Source organism: Acidiferrobacter sp. (assembly GCF_054609335.1).
In genome coordinates this window covers 30,005-46,812 of the sequence record NZ_JBTRWP010000016.1, presented here as the reverse complement: position 1 = coordinate 46,812, position 16,808 = coordinate 30,005, and the positions used below count along the sequence as shown (strand labels likewise).

The window sequence follows — 16,808 nt, the reverse complement described above, 5'->3', positions numbered from 1 at the left end:
CTCGTACCTTCGCGCGCGACCCCACCGTTTCCAGGCAGCAATAGGGGGTGCTGGCGCTATCGGTCGCCTGGTCGCGTGCCTGGGAGCTCCTCGGTACCCCCTCTCAAGAGGATTCCAGCCCTTCCCAGCGGGCGTAGCATTCGGCGAGCGCCTTGTCGATCACTGCGAGGCGCTCAAAGAGGCGCGCGACCTCGAGCTGGTCATTTTCGTAAAGAGATGGGTCGGCCACCGCAGCCTGGAGCGCGGCCTGTTCACGCTCGAGGACTTCTATGCGTGCGGGCATCTCGTCGATCTCCCGCTGTTCTTTATACGAGCGCTTGCGGCGGTTTGCGGCTGGAGGTGCTGTGCGCGCCGCCTCCGGGGGCGGCGCTTGCGGAGCAGCGCGTGCTGGCGTTTCGCCCGACGGTGGCGCGGACGAGGACGGCGGAAGGTCGCTATAGCCGCCCACGTACTCGTGAACGCCACCGCGACCGTCGAATAACCATGTGCTTGTCGCTACGTGGTCGATGAAGGCGCGGTCGTGGCTCACAAGGAGGATGGTGCCCGCGAACTCCATCAAGGTCTCCTCGAGGAGCTCCAGGGTGTCGGCGTCGAGGTCGTTGGTCGGTTCGTCCAGGATCAGGACGTTGGCCGGTTTGGCGAAGAGCCGCGCGAGCAGCAGGCGGTTGCGTTCCCCGCCCGAGAGCATGCTGACTGGGGAGCGCAGGCGCTCCGGCGGGAAGAGGAAGCGTTGCAGATAGCCTGCGACGTGTTCTTGACGGCCGCCGATCGCAATCGTGACCTTGCCCTCGCCCACGCTATCCATGACGGTGACGTTGGGGTCTAGTTGCTCGCGTTGTTGGTCGAAATACGCGATCTCCAGTTTGGTGCCGCGTCGCACCGACCCGCTCCGCGGGGTTTCGTTGCCCAAGAGGGCGCGCAGGAGGGTCGATTTCCCGGCGCCATTTGGGCCGACGAGCGCGATACGGTCACCGCGCTGCACGATCACGCTGAAGTCGTGGATCATGATCCGACTGTCGTAGGCGAGGGTGAGGTGCTCGGTCTCAAAGACAAGCTTGCCGGAGCTGTCGGCGGTATCCAGGCGCAGCTCCGCGCGGCCCGTGCGTTCACGCCGCGCCCGCCGCTCGCGGCGCATGGCCTCGAGGGCGCGCACCCGGCCTTCGTTGCGCGTACGCCGGGCCTTGATGCCCTGGCGGATCCACTTCTCCTCCTCGGAGAGGCGTTTGTCGAACAGGGCGTGGCGGGTCTCCTCCGCGGCCAGCGCCTCGGCCTTGCGCCGCACGTAATCCTCGTAGCCGCCGGGCCATGAGGACAGGGTGCCCCGATCGAGCTCGACGATGCGGGTGGCGAGACGTTTCAGGAAGGCCCGGTCATGGGTCACGAACAGGACCCCGCCTCCAAAGCTCGCGAGGTAATTTTCGAGCCACAATATGGCGTCGATGTCGAGATGGTTCGTAGGTTCATCGAGCAGCAGGAGGTCGGGCTCGGCCACGAGCGCCCGTCCGAGCATGACGCGCCGCCGCCATCCCCCCGAGAGTTCACCCATGCGCGCATGGGGGTCTAGGCCGAGATCTGTCATCACGGTCTGCACGCGCTGCTGGAATCGCCAGCCGTCCTGGTTATCGAGGATCTGCTGGACGGCCCCGAGGCGCGCAAGATCATCATCGCTCGCGCCCTCGGAGAGGCGTTCCGTTAGTCGTTCGTATTCGGCGAGCGCGGCACCGAGCGCAGCAAGGCCGCCTGCGACGATCTCGTAGACGTTTGCGGTATCGGCGCACGCCACTTCTTGCTCAAGGGTGGCGATGCGCGCCCCGGGCTGTAGTACGCGCGTACCGGCATCGGGCCTGATAGCACCCTCGACGATGCGCAGGAGCGAGGATTTGCCTTCGCCGTTACGGCCTATAAGGCAGACCCGTTCACCAGCCTCGACCGCAAGCGAGGCGTGGTCGAGCAAGGGGTGGTGGCCGTAGGCGAGACTGATATCATCAAGACGCAATAGGGGCATGAAAGGACTGGCTGGTACGGCATGGGCCGGGAAAGGCCGCTATAATCGCAGGTCTACGCGCACGAGACAACGGCGTGCCACCCAGCATGGGGAGAAATGTATGCTCGACCTGTATTATTGGCCTACGCCAAACGGCCACAAGGTGACGATCTTCGTGGAGGAGGCGGGGCTCGCTTACCGGATCGTTCCCGTCAACATCGGTCGTGGCGAGCAGTTCGCCGTCGATTTTCTGGCGATCGCCCCCAATAATCGCATGCCGGCCTTGGTGGATCCCGATGTCGACGGCGAGCCGATCCGCCTCTTCGAGTCGGGGGCCATCCTGCAGTACCTAGCCGAGAAGACCGGACGTTTCCTTCCGGCCGACGTTCGTGGGCGATTTACGGTCCTCCAGTGGCTTTATTGGCAGATGGCGGGTCTCGGGCCCATGGCCGGTCAGAACCATCATTTCGGCCGCTATGCCCCTGAAAAGATCCCCTATGCCATAGATCGCTATGTGCGCGAGACCCGGCGGCTCTATGGGGTGCTCGACAAGCGCTTGGCGGTAAGTCGCTACGTGGGCGGGGCGGAATATACGATTGCCGATATGGCCTGCTATCCTTGGATCGTCCCGCATCGTGATCAGCAGCAGGATCTCGGAACCTTTCGGCATCTCAAGCGTTGGTTCGAGGAGATAGCGGCACGGCCAGCGGTAGAGCGGGCCTATGCCCTTGGCGCGCGCATAGGGCAGGGGGGTGGGATGGACGAGGAGGCCCGGCGCCATCTTTTTGGCCAGGACACGCGCCCCTGACATTAAGGACGATGGGGCCCCGAAGGCAATTATGTCCCGAAGGACAGTCCGCTTGCGGTCGGGCCAAGCGGCGTGTCTGCAGGTCGCCTGGGTCTCCAGGCGCATGCGTGAAGGGCGTGAATTGGAGTTGCGATGTTTTCCTTGATCGGTAATGTGTTGTGGTTCGTTCTGGGGGGCGCAGTCATGGGGCTCGCCTGGTGGCTTGCGGGCCTCCTCGCCCTTGTGTCCATCGTCGGCATCCCGTGGGCGCGCGCGTGTTTCGTCATAGGCCAGTTCACGTTCTTCCCCTTCGGGCGCGAGGCGGTGAGCCGCAGCGCGGTGAGCGGTCGCTCGGATATCGGGACGGGCCCCCTCGGGCTCATCGGTAATGTCCTCTGGTTCCTCTTGTTCGGGGTATGGCTTGCGATCGGCCATATCGTGTCGGCCGTTGCCAACTTCGTCACCATCATCGGCATCCCGTTTGGTATCCAACACCTGAAGCTTGCAGTCATTGCGATGGCACCGATCGGGATGACCATTGTCGACAAACGCAAGAGCCTTTGACGGCGGGTATCGCCGCCCCCGTCCCCTTTCCCGCCCGCTGTATCGGTAGACTAGCGCCTGCGCAGAAGCGGCATGGGCCATTTCCGCGCTGCGCGCGAGCCTAGTGGGGTCCGTCTGCGGAAAATGGCGGCGACTTAGGCGCATGAAGGCAGGCACGATGGCTGGCAGCGGGCCCAGCCCTTGGCGCAGGGGAGGTCCCGGGATAAGCTTGCGCGGGGCCGCTTGGGGCACCTCCCAGAGAGGATCGCGCGGCGCCAAGGCGGCGCGACTTAGAAGGATATGAGTAATGACGAGTGCACATCTGGGTGCTGCGGCCCAATCGCCCGAGCGGGTTTTGTATTTCGTTTTGCTGCAGCTTGTACTGATCATTGCGGCAGCGCGCGTTCTCGGGTCGCTTGCCAGAAAGATCGGTCAGCCGCGGTCGGTGGGGGAGATCATGGCCGGCCTCTGTCTCGGGCCTTCGCTTTTCGGCCACTTCGCGCCTGGGCTTTCGGCCTATGTCTTTGGCAGCGCCTCGCATCTACCGCTTGTGATTATGAGTCAGATCGGGCTTACCTTGCTGATGTTTCAGATTGGTATGGGCTTCGATTTCTCGCATCTGAATGAGCCTGCCAACGGCCGCGCGGTCGCTATTATTGCCGCAGGCTCGATCGTGCCGCCCTTCGTCCTGGGTCTTGGGCTCGGCGTATTCTCGCAACCGCTGCTTGCGCCGACCATCGCCATTATCCCATATAGCCTGTTTGTCGGGACGGCGCTTGCCATCACGGCCGTCCCCATCCTCGGCCGGATCTTGAGGGAGTATGGATTGACCCGTACGCGCATCGGCGCCATCACGATCAGTGCGGCGGCCATCAATGACGTGGTCGGCTGGCTCTTGTTGCTCGCGGTCGCGGCGTTTGCGGCGGCCCGTTTCTCGGTGACCGATATGCTCTGGCGGTTCGGCTTTCTCGGTCTTTATCTGGTGGTGTGCTTTGGTGGGGTGAAGCCGCTCATCCGCTACGCCCTCGCGCGGGTCTCATGGCCGGATGAGCCGGGCTTACCATCCTCTATCGTCGCGATCACCATTCTTGCCGTGTTTGTGTCGGGAATCATGACCTACGAGATTGGGGTGTTTACGATCTTCGGCGGTTTCGTCATGGGGGTCTTGGTGCACGACAACAGCGAGTTCGTGAACCGCTTTCGCCAGACGGTGGGCGATTTCGTGACCGTGTTTTTCCTGCCGATCTTTTTCACATTCGCGGGCTTGCGGACCGACTTGACGGGGATAGACACAACGGCGCTCTGGCTCTGGTGCATAGGCATCACAATCCTCGCCACGGTCGGTAAGGGCGCGGGGGCTTATGTTGGGGCAAGGATAAGCGGCCTCGACTCCCACGCCGCCGGAGTCGTGAGTGTCCTTATGAACACTCGCGCGCTCATGGAACTTATCGTTATCAATATCGGCTATAGCGCGGGCTTCATTCCCCGCATTGTCTATACACTGCTTGTTGTCATGGCGATTGCGACTACGGTCATCACGGGGCCGGTCTTGCGCGTGTTGTTGCCAAAGATGGGCCATGCGATCCCCGAGGGTGTCGACGCCTAGCGCGTCGTGCCGCGCTCGCGTCGGAGGTCGGCGCCCCAGCGCCGCTTGCTCTGTGGGGGGATACCCGCGCGATCACGGGCCTGCGGGTGGCCTCTTAGGGCACCCCTGGCGCGCTTGGGTGTGGCCAGAGATATCGTGTCACGGCGCCTGCGCCACGATCTCGATATGAAAGTCTTCACGGATCCAATCTCCCGTCGGCCAGCGTAGCGTAAATTGCAGGCTCTGAGCACCGTGTAAGGCTTCAGGCGGCACGATGGCCACATGGGCGAAGCTCAGGTCCTGGGACGCGGTATCGTGGACCTGCTGCCAGCCATCTACGCCGAAGTGGAGGATGAAGGGCGTGCTATGCGCGACACGCAACGCCTCGCCGACGCGTAAGAAGCGCGGGCGTTGGTGGGTTTGCCAGATCCGAAAGCCTGGATCGGGACGATGGCCCCCGTAGCGCCTCCAGGTCTCTGCCGGTCGATCGACCGGGATGCCGAGCATCTGGCTTTGACAGAGCTTCACGAATTCCGCGTGCGCCCACACAAGCGGCATCGCTGAGCCGGTCGGCTGTCCGGGGTAGAGCTCGTATTCTGGGATGGGCGCGCTCTCCCAGACTTGTTCCGGCAAGAGACCGCCGTGGCCGGTCATGGCTGCCATCGCGCGCAGATAGGGGAGCCCGTCCTCGCCCGCGGCGATGGCATAGTGGCCACGTTCGCCCGCAAGGAGGGGCCAGCCGCGGCCACGGCCCGTTCCGTCGAAAGGGCGCCCGTCCTTGTGTTCGCCATAGCCGTCGCTATTGTAGCGATGCCAGACCGGGCCATTGGGCGTCAAGGTCTTCAAGAGGCCGTCCATGACGGTGACCGAGTCTCTGACGCGGGGATCGGTGGCCTCGCGCAGGCCGTAGCGCACGAGTTGCAGGAAGTCGTTGGAAATCTGGCTGCTGGCCAGAAGCCGCGGATCATTCGCCCGATTTTTGATGGGCAGCACCTCTTGCTCCGCGCGGGGGTCGGTGAGGATATCCGGCGGGGCCATGCGGACGTAGTGGCCCGGAACCTGGAACCGGAGCGAGAGGGCGTCCCCATCGACATAGGTCCAATCCTCGATTTGCGCATTCCAGTAGTCGGCGAACATGAGCGCGCAGGCCTGCGCCGGGCCGTCGAGGAAGGCCGCGCCCTCGACTAGCGCGGCTATGGCCACGGCCAGCGTAAAGGTGTTGACGCCAGCGTCTTCTTCCCAGCGATCCTGGGCGGTTGCGGGACCTTCCCGGATGATGAAGGAGAGCGCTTTGAACACCATATCTTTGACTGCCATGTCACCGAGGATGTTGTGCGCCTTGAGGGCGCCTGCAAGCAGGACGGGAAAGCCCGCTTCGTCGAGTTGCACGCCGTTCCAGAAGGGCGTGCCGCCGAGCCACTGGTTTTGCAGCCAATGGCCATCGGTCTGCTGGGTCCCGATCAGGTAGGCCAAGACCCGCCGCGCCTCTTCGTGTGCGCCGAGCGCAAGCAAGGCCCCCGCCGACTCGACGAGGTCACGCGACCATACGAGGTGGTAGCCGCCGAGGGTGTCGCTTGTTTCTCCCCACGGGGTCGAGAGGCTCGCCACCACCGCGCCCGGGAAGGTGCGATCCTCGTGGGTCTTGATGACGGTGGCCGACCGCGTGTAGAGCGCCGCGAGGTCGGGGGCTAGCTGATGGGATGGGTCGTGGGAGGGCCGACGCCCCTCGTGCCAGTTGCGCCAACGTTGCGCATAGGTGTCGGCTGCGCGAGGGAACCCTTCGCTCAGGGATGACCAAGCGATGTTCGCCGCCGCCTCCTTGGAGCCGCTCAGTCCAAGCGCAAGCGTTCCGCAACACGGCAAGGTGCCCGCGAGCGCAACCTCGCCAGGCCCGGCCTCGGTATACTGCCAGCTCATGCGCCCGTGGGCGCGGAAGTCTTGCCAAAGATCGCTGGTGCCGACCTCTCCCACGGAGCAGGGGCCAAGCGCGGCGTGGCCCTCGGCATCGCGGCAGGCGATGGCCATGCCATAGGGCCCTTGTTCGGCCCAAACGATCCGTCGCCCGTTCCAGGTGTCGACCCAGGCGCGATTGCTGCGTGCATCCGCCCCGAGGCGCGCCGCGCAGAGTACATAAGGCCGCAGGCGCGCCTCCCCTTTTAACTCGAAATCCACGAGCAGGACGTCACGGTGCGGGTCCGCGCAGATCTGGAAAGTGAATTCGAAGCGTTCGTGGTGGTGGCGCACATAAGGAAGCGGGGTGCGAGGGTCATCGATTTCCACGATCGGGTTTGGGGTGGCCTTGATCTCTTGCCAGAACCCCTCGTCGTCCGCGATGAGGAAGCCCAAGTCGCGAATCTGAGGGGTGTCGATGCGCGGATAATAGACCTCGGTGATGATCCCGGAACCTACGGTGAACCACAGTCGGCTCGACCCGAGCGCGGTACCGACGCAGTCTTTGCGCGCCGTGGACCAGACGGGCCTGCGGACACGAGCGGCTGGCGCACGGTCTGTGCTCACGCGATTGAAGCCTGCGATGGGGCCGGGCGCCGCTCGCGCTCCAGCGCCCGTATAGTGATCGTCCCCACTCTGGACTCCCTGTCGTCGGTATGCATCTATTGAGTATATATGGCCGAAGGCCCGCTTGCGGGCACGCGACACCTTTCTTTGTGGGCGGGTGTGCCAAATGAAGGCAGCCGCCGGGAACCGGTGAGTCCCCGGCGAGACCTGGGGGCTAGGACCGCCCCATGCTGGAATAGGTGAGACCAGCCGCCTGTACCCGCCGGGGCCGTGGGGGTTGGTCCGTCGAAGATCACGGGGCTCCTCAGTCTGGATTTTATGGCATTGAAGTCCGCGCCGCGGAAGACCTTCCATTCGGTGACGATAGCCAGGGCATCGGCACCCTCCAGCGCGTTTATGGGCGTTTCCGCCAGTGTCAGACGGGGGTGCATCGCCATAGATGCGGCGAGTTTCCTGAGCGGTGGCCGGGTCGTAGGCGATGACGCGTGCCCCTTGGCCCTAGAGGCCCTCGAGCAGGATGCGGCTCGGGGCTTCGCGTATATCGTCGGTGTTCGGCTTGGAAGCCAGGCCTCATATCGCGATCGGCGCCAGCTTGGGTCCGGTCCGAAGTAGTGGACGAGGCGGTCCAGAAGAAGGTGTTTTTGGGCATCGTTGGCGGCCTCGACCACATCGATGACCATTTGAAAAAGATAAACCCGTATTCTGGAGCCGCAGTTAGGCATAAGCGAGCGGTCCTTGTGGTATAAAGTCAAAAAGTATGGGCTCGATTGAGGTCAGGGTGACCGAAACGCCCAGACCGGTCGGAGTCTTACCGCATGCCCTGGCGTGACGTGCCCGCAGGCCTTGGGCAGAGGGCGGTCGTGGCGGGCTTGCTTTTGGGGCATCTTGCCCTTAGAGTACCGGGCCTTCAACGCCCGTTGCCAGCCCGGTCGCCCGACCGGTCGCAAGGAGCCGCGTAGCACGCTAGGTCCCCATCGTCTAGAGGCCTAGGACATCGCCCTTTCACGGCGGTAACAGGGGTTCGAATCCCCTTGGGGACGCCAATAACATCAACGAGTTACAAGCAACCCTACCGGCCACAGCCCCGAAAATGCCGTAATCCTGCCATAACGCGTATGGCAAAAAACGGGGGGCAGGCATGGCGACATTCCGCAAACGGCCGGGTCCTGGCGGTCGTGCCGCCTGGCAGGCGCAGATCATCCGGCGTGGCCACGACCGGCAATACAAAACCTTTGATACCAAAGCCGAGGCCTGGGCGCGCCAGATCGAATCGGAAATGGATCGTGGGGTCTTTGTCTCGCGAGTCGAGGCCGAGTCCACGACGCTGGGCGAGATCCTTGACCGGTATGAGGGCGAGATCGCCCCACAAAAGCGCGGGGCCGCAATGGAGCGGTCCCATCTAAAGGTGATCGGCCAAGATCCTATCGCCCGCTGCTTCGTTGCGCGGATCACCGGCAGGGAATTGACGGCTTACAAGAATCGGCGCCTTGCGGTGGTGGCGGGATCCACTCTGAACCGCGAACTGAATGTCCTCTCCCACGTCTTTACGGTCGCCGCGCAGGAATGGCACATCCATCTGCCGTGGGGCAACCCGGTACGATTGCTGAGCCGCCCCCGCGTCAACGACAAGAGAGACCGCCGTCTGGTCGGCGACGAACTGCCGCGCCTCCTGGCCGCCGCGCAGACCTACGGTGGCTCGACCCCTCAGGCGGGGGGCCATATCGGCCCAATCATCATTTGGGCGATCGAGACCGCCATGCGTCGCGGGGAGATCGCGGCAATGCGCTGGGAAAACCTGGACCGGCGGGCCCAGGTGCTCCTAATCCCCGAGACGAAGACTGGGACGCCCCGGCGGGGCCGCTCTCCACGGCCGCGCTGGGGGTCCTGGACGGGCTTCTCCAACGGCTCGATGGTCGGGTTTTCTCTATTCATGCAGCATCTATAAGTCGAGCCTTTGCAGAGGCATGCAAGGCCGCCGGCATCGAGGGCCTAACCTTCCACGACCTGCGGCATGAGGCGACCTCACGGCTGTTCGAGAAGGGCTTGGGGCTGATGGAGGTGGCCTCGATTACCGGGCATAAGACCATGCAGATGCTCAAGCGGTATACGCATTTAAGGGCTGAGGATTTGGTGGGGCGGCTGGGCTAAATGGCCGCTCCAAAGCTAACAGGACCGATCCAACAGGCCGAGACCATAGCCGAAAGGTCGTCGATTCGTGAGCTGGCTAATCTGCGTGAGCGATACGGTAACGGCCACTGGAAGAAAAAGAAGGGGGTTGCGTGGGTGGACCGTGGGGATGGCGTCTCCTTCCTCGCCGAGGTACATTGGTATGAGGCCCACGGCATTGGCAAGGTCAAGATAAAGGTGAAGCGATGGCTATGACGTTCATGATCTGTGTTTCGAAACCGGAATCCCGTGGCGGCCTATCACTTGATGACCTGACCTTGGGGCGCGCCTATGAGGTCCTGGTAGAGCCAGACGAGCACGGCTTCGTGCGCATCTACGACGATAGCGGCGAGGATTATCTTTATCCGGCGGACCTATTTGAGCCCATCAGTATTCAGGAATCCGGGGCGCATCGGCTGCACGAGGCATTAACACAAGAGTAACACTTGACTCCTGGCGGGGATGTACTAATCTTTACTTTCGGGGGTAACCCTCGCGCCAGCTGAGCGCGTACAAGAGCAGCAGCAAAAAGTTCTGATTCTGACCTAAATCCGGACAGAGTTCAGGGCCCCGAGGACAGATCTGTCCTGGAAAAATCCCCAAAAAATGGCTTCACCCTAAGGCGCCTTTCTGCGCCCAAAAAATCCGGCCCAAAGCTGGCGCCTTCGTGCGCCTTTCGTTTTTTCCAGCCCGACCCGGCGGGCGTTTTGGTGTGAGGATCATTTTATGGTAAGCGCTGCATAGACCTTACAATTACCCACAACTCTTTGCATACACTCATAGAGTGATAATAATATCTTGCGTTTCATTCTGATGTATGGGATACGAATCTTCCGTGTACGACTTTCAGGGGGTCTGTATGCGGAAGAAGCCTGTTCAAGAACGTTCGTCACCCGGGTGCACAAGTCGCAATGCCTTTTAGGCAGCCTTCCGTCATTCGGAAAGGGCGGCTGTGTTCCATCGCTTTCGGATTTGGCGAAATCAGACACACATTGATATCAGGAGTCGACTGAATCATGGATAACACCGATAGTATAGGAGACTCCGACCGTATCGAGCGCAGCATTGTCATCCAAGCCCCGCGCCGGCGCGTGTGGCGTGCGCTCACGACCGCTGAAGAGTTCGGGCGTTGGTTCGGTGTCAACCTGGAAGGCCAAGCCTTCGAAGGCGGGCGGGGCGCGCGCGGGTCGCTGGTTTACCCGGGATACGAGCACATCGTTTTTGATGTGGTCGTCGAGCGGGTCGAGGTGATGGAATTGTTCTCCTACCGCTGGCATCCCTATGCGGTTGATCCGTCCGTGGATTACACGACCGAGCAGCCGACGCTCGTGACATTCACGCTAACGGATGCCCCGCGCAACAGTACTCTGCTTGCGGTGGTGGAATCCGGGTTCGACCTTGTGCCCCCACACCGCCGTCTGGAGGCGTTCCGCATGAGTAGTCGCGGCTGGGAGTACCAGCTGGATAACCTTATGCAGCATGTCGCGGCGATGCCCTGAGGACCAGACTGCCATTTGGGATGATACGAGCTTGTAAGAGCCTTAGGTGCGCGCGGCGCGTTTTGCTTTCCGGTTGTGGCGCTCGGTGATCCTGTCCAATTCGGGCTCAGCGCCGTACGTGGCGCGCCGGAGAACTGTTTTCAGTTCGCTGGAGCTCGCGGTTGGGCCGGGACGGGCTCGTGGAAGGGGTGTTACGCGGTCCTGTTAAAGCGATGCCCCGATGGAGGTTTCCCGCGGTTGGTAGAGGTCACCTGGCGGCACTGGCCGTGTGGAAAGGATGCCGTAACAGATGGTCGATATCAGCTGTTGCACGTGTGGCTGGCGCGCGTCGTTTCTGCGCATCGTGACACGCCGCGCCCTCGCGGGGTGATCTGCGCGGGGGCTTTGCGCCATTGTGCCGCCCATGGCGTGATCCATTTCGCGCAGTGGCATGCCGTGCAGCAGGACAGCGGCAGCTGCGAGCGCGGCGAGCAGAAAGAGCGCCTCGATCCTCACGGAACGGATCAAGAGCCTGAGAGACCTTTCACTGAGGTCGTGCGTGGTGGCGCCACGCCCCACTGGGGTCGAGGCGGCGGCGCGGATGGGGGGCACGAATAGAAAGCGATTGGCCGCACCCAGGGCGACGGCGACGGCGACAAGCGCGAGTTTCACGAGCAGGACGTGCCCGTAGCTGGAGTCACGCAGCGCCGTCCAAGTTCCTACGTAATGGTAGGCCGAGAGGACGCCTGTGACCAGGATACCGATCAGAGCGACGGTCGCCACCGACGAGAGGCGCGTAATGAGATCGGCGCGCACAGAGGGAGAGACCCGCTCTTGCGGTAGGCGCGGGAATATGACCACGGACATCGTGAATACGACGCCGGCCCACACCGAAACTGCGACCAGGTGAATCCAGTCCACCCATTCCGGAAGGGTCCAGGATCCCTGGTCGGCGGGGTGGCCGGTGGCGCTACGGGTAAACGCGATCACGGCCGCCGCCGCGAATAGAAAGGAGGCGGCAACCCGCCGCCGTTCGAGGTTGCGACCGATATACCACGCCGCCCACGCCAGGACCAGCATGATCGGCCGGACCAACCACACACGACCAAAGGGCGTCTCCCGCAGGACCAGGGGGAGCCAGTGTACGACTTTGCTTAGGCCCTGTCGGCTCATCTCCAAGGTGCGACCGACCAGAAGCGTCATGCTGCTTAAGGTGAGCGCGACCAGCGCGGCTCCTGTGAAGTGCCAAAGTCGGGCCTGGAAGGCGTTACGCGCCTCTTTGGGCAGGACCCAAAGCGTAGTCGCGAGGGGACCTATGACGAGGACAAGGGCAATAATGTCGAAGGCGCTGACCGCAATATAGGGAGCGTGCGCAGACATGTGCTTAGCCGCGGACTCGGAACATGTAATGCCCTTCGGTATGGTGGCCGTCCAAGGCGATGACGCTCCAGTAGACGCGGTATTTGCCGGGGGCCAAGCGCTTGACGGTCGTCTCCAAAAGCCGGTCATGGCTTCCTCGGACGACATGTCCGTGCCCGAAGCTCACGACCTGTCCGGTCGCGCTTTTGACGATGAGCGAGCAGAAGAGCGCCTCAAGTCCAGCGTCGAACCAAATACGGACATGGTGCGGTGATGTCTTCACCGTCGCCCCGACTTGGGGCCGCGAGCGATCAGGGAAGGCGTGCGCCCAAGCTCCGGATGGGAGGAGCAGGGCGAGCGCGAGGCTTACGGTTATAGATCTCTTTACTAGTATCGACATGGGTTAAGAAGCCCTGGGGCCGGCATCAAAGAGGGGCGCGCCCAGCGTATGGGGAAAGATGTCATCCAGATAAAACCCTACGCCCACAATAACCCCCACGCCGCGGCCGCTTGCGCGGTTTGCCGGCAGGGTCGCCTCTAGGCCAACCTGCCCGTAACGCCCGAGCCAGACGAAGCCTGGGTTGATGGTGCCGAGAGTGTGCCCTGCAAAGGGTCCACTTGTATAGGTCTGCATGGCGCATTCAATGAGCGGCACGACATTGTTGAAGGGGGCATGCAGCCCGATGTCGCGCACATAGGTTTGCAGATAAGGGAGGCTGTATTGCACGGAGAGCCCCCAGCTGAGAGACCGCGGGACGGCTGCGATCGATGGGATGTTGGCCGCGATCATGCCGGTGACCGCCAGTGGGCGCAGCATCCTAAGGTGGCTCGGCAGGTCACCAAGGCCGCGGCCGAACAGGAGTGTGGGCGAAAAGACCGAGTAGGGCGCGGCGACCTGACCGCTGCCGGTATGGTTCAGGGCCTCATTCAGGGCGCCCGTGATCAAGGTCTCCTCGCTGTCGCTCTTCCAGAGCCCGTAATCAACGCCTATGGCGACGTTACCGAAGCCGGCCACCGTGCCGGGGCCGCTCTGGCCCTGGTAGGCGTCGCCTATGGTCAGCGCGAGATTGGGCGTAATGGTCTTTGATTCGGCAAGCGATGCAGTCGAGACATAGGGCGCGGGGCTCCCGGGTGTCCCGCTCAGGGCGGCGCGTCCCCATCCTAGGTCGAATTCATCGGTGACCCCGGGGTCGGCGAAGGTGAGCGTACCTGGGAATACTCGCATGCCGACGATGGCGTGGGCGTAGGCCGTGGTCCATAGGGCGCAGAGGGCAAGTCCGAGGACGGTCGCACTTTTTCGCAAGGACATAGCACAGAACCATTTTGGTGGAGGTTGCTCAATACCGACTCGCCGTATGCCAGGATAATGCTGTCCGGGGAGCAAGCTCGGGCATTTTGGCCCATGAAGCGAGAGACCGCAAGCTGCGGCCGGCTTTGGGAATGTTGGGGGAGAAGATCGGTTCTTGCGGGGCGCCGGGCGTGGCAATGGTTGCCACATAGTCGACGGTCCTGTCGTTCTCCCTGATACTATGGGGAGCGGCGGCGGCCTATGGGCCTTGGCCGCAAACATCATGGCTACAGGCGGATTCCAGATGGGCACCGACGCGTCCAGGCACGGTTCAATCCGTGCGGCGCATCTTTGGCTCCGCCAGTCTGCGACCCAAGAGGGCGTGGAGGGTGCGCCGAGTGCGGTTTTTAAAGCGATGGAGGGGATATGAGCGAGGGAGGAGTCCATGTCCATGCGCCTCACGAAGAGTTTATTCACGAGGCCGCGGGCGGTCACCACAAGCACCACAGCCTAAACCAATGGGTGGCGATCTTCACGGCCATCCTGGCTTCTATTGGGGCCATTGTGAGTTACCAGGGGACGCGCATCATGAATGATGTGCTCCTCTACAAGAACGACGCGATTCTGCAAAAGACCCACGCCACGGACCAATGGAGCTATTATCAAGCGGTCAGTACCAAAGCGCACATCATGCAAGTGGCCGTTGCCCTGGTTGCCCCCAAGAAGGCTGTGCCTTTTCGAAAGAAGATTCGCAAATATATTGCACAGAAGAAGGTGATCAAGGCCAGGGCCGAGGCGCTGGAAGCAGGCTCACGGAAAGCCGACCGCGAATCGGCGCGACTCGATCGTCCGCACACTGGCATGGCCTTGAGTCTCATCTTTATCCAGATCGCCATTTCCCTTGCGTCGATCACCGCGCTGACTGGGCGCAAGTGGCTGTTCATCGCAGCAGGCGCGGCTGCCGTTTTGGGCGCCGGACTTTGGGGCTACGCCTTGTGGTTGGTCTAAATAGCTGCGTGGAGGGGGTGACTGGAGTCCCCGCCACCACACAGCCCCTATTTGTTTTGGGCTGAAGCCCGAGGGGTTCGCGCGCGCCCGATTTGCGGGCGCCGACGATGACACTAGTGACCATGCTCCGGGCCAAGTCCCGTCAACAAGCGGGTCCTATAGTGTCGAAAGAGCTTGGCAAGGACGATATTGCGGGACGCCTTTTTTCCCTCCCATCCCATCCCATCCCCGATAGGGCTTGTCATTACCCACATCGCAGCGACCTGGTCACCAGCCCATCGCGGCGCAAAAACTTTGCCGATCATTTGAAACGGTATTATAGGGGTAAGCCGGTATTCTGGAGTCGCTGTTGCTGCATTCTCGCCGCGGGCGGTGCGCCACTGTCTGTTCTCAAACAATATATTGAGCAACAGGAAAGGCCAGAACGATCGCCATGCAGGCGATAGCGCCGCACATTGCCGGCCGTGGACAACCCCCGATTCGTGGGGGCATGGCCGGCATTGCCGGCCGTGGACAACCCCCGATTCGTGGGGGCATGGCCGGCATTGCCGGCCGTGGACAACCCCCGATTCGTGGGGGCATGGCCGGCATTGCCGGCCGTGGACAACCCCCGATTCGTGGGGGCATGGCCGGCATTGCCGGCCGCATGGCCGGTCACCACCCCCCGGAACCGCGACGCGGTTACAGGCGGAGCACTGCGGCGCTTTTTGGTAGGTTATTCGCTGTAGGCGCGCTCGCCATGCTGGGTGATGTCCAGACCTTCGCGTTCTTCCTCGTGGCTCGGCCGCAGGCCTATGGCAAGATCGATGAGTTTCAGGATCAGGAAGGTCGCGATGGCGTCATAACTGGCCACTGCCGCTATGGCGATAGCCTGTTTGCCGATCTGGCCGATATTGCCCTCGAGCGCGCCTGGCGTCCCGCCTATGGCCTTGACGGCAAACACGCCGGTTAGGATGAGCCCCACGACGCCGCCGATGCCATGGACGCCGAACACATCGAGCGAGTCGTCGTAGCCCAGGGCGTTTTTCACATAAGTGACGGCCCAGAAGCAGGCAGCCCCGCCCGCAAGCCCTATGATGAGCGCGCCGCTTGGGTCCACAAATCCGGAGGCCGGTGTAATGGCAACAGCGCCTGCGACAGCGCCGGAGGCCATGCCGAGGATGCTGGGCTTGCCGCGTGCGGTCCACTCGAGGCCCATCCAGACCATGGCCGCTGCGGCGGTGGCGATCTGCGTGGTGGCCATCGCCATGCCGGCAAGACCGCCCGCGGACACCGCGCTTCCGGCGTTGAAGCCAAACCAGCCGACCCAGAGCAGTGAGGCCCCGAGGATGGTCAAGACCAGATTATGGGGCGCCATGGCCTCGCGGCCATAGCCTACGCGTCGCCCTACCACGAGGGCAGTGACGAGGCCTGCGACACCAGAGTTCACCTCGACGACCGTGCCGCCCGCGAAATCGAGGACGCCCAGATGTGCAAGCCAGCCGTGTTCCGACCAGATCCAGTGGACGATGGGTGAGTAGACGAACAAGAGCCAAAGGGCGCTAAACCAGAGCACCGCCGAGAACTTGATGCGTTCCGCAAACGAGCCGGAGATGAGCGCCGGGGTGATGATGGCGAACGTGAGCTGGAAGGACATGAAGACCGTTTCCGGGACGGCCATGGAACGGTCCGAGATCGTGTCGCGGCCCATGCCGTGGAGGAATAGGCGCCCGAGCCCACCGATGAAGGCGTTGCCGTCGGTGAACGACAGGCTGTAGGCCACGATATACCAGAGGAGGGTCACGAGGCAGGTGGTGGCAAAGCTATGCCCAAGCGTGCTCAAAACGTTCTTTTCGCGGACCATGCCCCCGTAAAAGAGGGCAAGCCCCGGTATGGTCATCATAAGGACGAGGATCGTCGACACCAGCATCCAAGCGGTGTCGCCGTGGTTGATGGCGCTATGCTGAATACTGGAGACGGTGGTCGCCGACGGCGCCTGGGCGACCAGCTGTCCGGCCCCCGTGTGTGTGGCGGCGAGAGCCTGTACAGGGACGAGCACAAGCATGGCTAGGGCGGCGACCGCTAGGCCCCGCAAGACCAACGACAGATTACGC

Annotated in this window: 18 protein-coding genes and 1 tRNA gene; 10 read left to right on the top strand and 9 right to left on the bottom strand. The window is 62.7% G+C overall.

Annotated features, from left to right (window positions below; translation table 11 throughout):
• Positions 1-103: 103 nt before the first annotated feature.
• A complete protein-coding gene (locus tag ACYCTF_RS06105; RefSeq protein ID WP_461284684.1) occupies positions 104-2,005 on the bottom strand; it encodes an ATP-binding cassette domain-containing protein in 1,902 nt (633 codons plus the stop codon).
• 100 nt (positions 2,006-2,105) lie between these two features.
• Here ACYCTF_RS06105 and ACYCTF_RS06100 point away from each other — a divergent pair, with 100 nt between their 5' ends.
• The 3 genes from ACYCTF_RS06100 to ACYCTF_RS06090 all read left to right on the top strand — a co-directional run bounded on the left by ACYCTF_RS06100 (position 2,106) and on the right by ACYCTF_RS06090 (position 4,920).
• Entirely contained in the window at positions 2,106-2,792 is a 687-nt protein-coding gene (locus ACYCTF_RS06100; RefSeq protein ID WP_461284683.1) for a glutathione binding-like protein, read from the top strand.
• A gap of 132 nt (positions 2,793-2,924) precedes the next feature.
• Positions 2,925-3,335: a YccF domain-containing protein gene (locus ACYCTF_RS06095; RefSeq protein WP_461284682.1), complete on the top strand. Its 411-nt coding sequence runs from the start codon at positions 2,925-2,927 to the stop codon at positions 3,333-3,335.
• A gap of 286 nt (positions 3,336-3,621) precedes the next feature.
• Positions 3,622-4,920: a cation:proton antiporter gene (locus ACYCTF_RS06090; protein ID WP_461284681.1), complete on the top strand. Its 1,299-nt coding sequence runs from the start codon at positions 3,622-3,624 to the stop codon at positions 4,918-4,920.
• A 138-nt stretch (positions 4,921-5,058) separates the two neighbouring features.
• Here the strand turns inward: ACYCTF_RS06090 and ACYCTF_RS06085 are convergent, their stop codons facing one another.
• A complete protein-coding gene (locus ACYCTF_RS06085) occupies positions 5,059-7,416 on the bottom strand; it encodes a glycoside hydrolase family 15 protein (protein WP_461284680.1) in 2,358 nt (785 codons plus the stop codon).
• A 95-nt stretch (positions 7,417-7,511) separates the two neighbouring features.
• Complete coding sequence (locus ACYCTF_RS06080; protein WP_461284695.1) at positions 7,512-7,847, bottom strand: UDP binding domain-containing protein; 336 nt, start codon at positions 7,845-7,847, stop codon at positions 7,512-7,514.
• Between the two features lie 536 nt (positions 7,848-8,383).
• On the opposite strand from ACYCTF_RS06080, the gene ACYCTF_RS06075 reads away from it, so the two are divergent.
• A tRNA-Glu gene (locus tag ACYCTF_RS06075) sits at positions 8,384-8,459 on the top strand.
• A gap of 26 nt (positions 8,460-8,485) precedes the next feature.
• Here ACYCTF_RS06075 and ACYCTF_RS06070 read toward each other — a convergent pair.
• Positions 8,486-8,815 carry a hypothetical protein gene (locus tag ACYCTF_RS06070; protein ID WP_461284679.1) on the bottom strand — a complete coding sequence of 110 codons (330 nt, stop codon included), beginning with the start codon at positions 8,813-8,815 and terminating at the stop codon, positions 8,486-8,488.
• A complete protein-coding gene (locus ACYCTF_RS06065) occupies positions 8,816-9,136 on the bottom strand; it encodes a hypothetical protein (protein ID WP_461284678.1) in 321 nt (106 codons plus the stop codon).
• 155 nt (positions 9,137-9,291) lie between these two features.
• On the opposite strand from ACYCTF_RS06065, the gene ACYCTF_RS06060 reads away from it, so the two are divergent.
• From ACYCTF_RS06060 to ACYCTF_RS06045, 4 genes are all read left to right on the top strand, one after another.
• Entirely contained in the window at positions 9,292-9,564 is a 273-nt protein-coding gene (locus ACYCTF_RS06060; RefSeq protein ID WP_461284694.1) for a site-specific integrase, read from the top strand.
• A complete protein-coding gene (locus ACYCTF_RS06055) occupies positions 9,565-9,798 on the top strand; it encodes a hypothetical protein (protein ID WP_461284677.1) in 234 nt (77 codons plus the stop codon). It abuts the gene before it with no gap.
• Positions 9,795-10,025 (top strand): hypothetical protein, encoded by a 231-nt coding sequence (locus ACYCTF_RS06050; protein ID WP_461284676.1) that lies wholly within the window; start codon positions 9,795-9,797, stop codon positions 10,023-10,025. The genes ACYCTF_RS06055 and ACYCTF_RS06050 overlap by 4 nt, the downstream gene beginning before the upstream one ends.
• A 573-nt stretch (positions 10,026-10,598) precedes the next feature.
• Positions 10,599-11,081 (top strand): SRPBCC family protein, encoded by a 483-nt coding sequence (locus ACYCTF_RS06045; protein WP_461284675.1) that lies wholly within the window; start codon positions 10,599-10,601, stop codon positions 11,079-11,081.
• Between the two features lie 204 nt (positions 11,082-11,285).
• Here the strand turns inward: ACYCTF_RS06045 and ACYCTF_RS06040 are convergent, their stop codons facing one another.
• From ACYCTF_RS06040 to ACYCTF_RS06030, 3 genes are read right to left on the bottom strand one after another with little or no spacing between them, the layout of a single operon-like run.
• Positions 11,286-12,440 (bottom strand): copper resistance D family protein, encoded by a 1,155-nt coding sequence (locus tag ACYCTF_RS06040; RefSeq protein ID WP_461284674.1) that lies wholly within the window; start codon positions 12,438-12,440, stop codon positions 11,286-11,288.
• Positions 12,441-12,444: 4 nt separating this feature from the next.
• On the bottom strand, positions 12,445-12,819 hold the full coding sequence (locus ACYCTF_RS06035; protein WP_461284673.1) for a copper resistance CopC family protein: 375 nt from the start codon (positions 12,817-12,819) through the stop codon (positions 12,445-12,447).
• A 3-nt stretch (positions 12,820-12,822) separates the two neighbouring features.
• On the bottom strand, positions 12,823-13,728 hold the full coding sequence (locus tag ACYCTF_RS06030) for a hypothetical protein (RefSeq protein ID WP_461284672.1): 906 nt from the start codon (positions 13,726-13,728) through the stop codon (positions 12,823-12,825).
• Positions 13,729-14,133: 405 nt separating this feature from the next.
• On the opposite strand from ACYCTF_RS06030, the gene ACYCTF_RS06025 reads away from it, so the two are divergent.
• Together ACYCTF_RS06025 and ACYCTF_RS06020 are read left to right on the top strand one after the other, a co-directional pair.
• Positions 14,134-14,715 (top strand): DUF4337 domain-containing protein, encoded by a 582-nt coding sequence (locus tag ACYCTF_RS06025; RefSeq protein WP_461284671.1) that lies wholly within the window; start codon positions 14,134-14,136, stop codon positions 14,713-14,715.
• Positions 14,716-15,170: 455 nt separating this feature from the next.
• The gene (locus ACYCTF_RS06020) at positions 15,171-15,443 is read left to right on the top strand and encodes a hypothetical protein (protein ID WP_461284670.1); all 273 of its coding nucleotides are present in this window, start codon (positions 15,171-15,173) and stop codon (positions 15,441-15,443) included.
• Here ACYCTF_RS06020 and ACYCTF_RS06015 read toward each other — a convergent pair.
• Complete coding sequence (locus ACYCTF_RS06015; protein ID WP_461284693.1) at positions 15,431-16,759, bottom strand: ammonium transporter; 1,329 nt, start codon at positions 16,757-16,759, stop codon at positions 15,431-15,433. The genes ACYCTF_RS06020 and ACYCTF_RS06015 overlap by 13 nt on opposite strands.
• Positions 16,760-16,808: the final 49 nt, after the last annotated feature.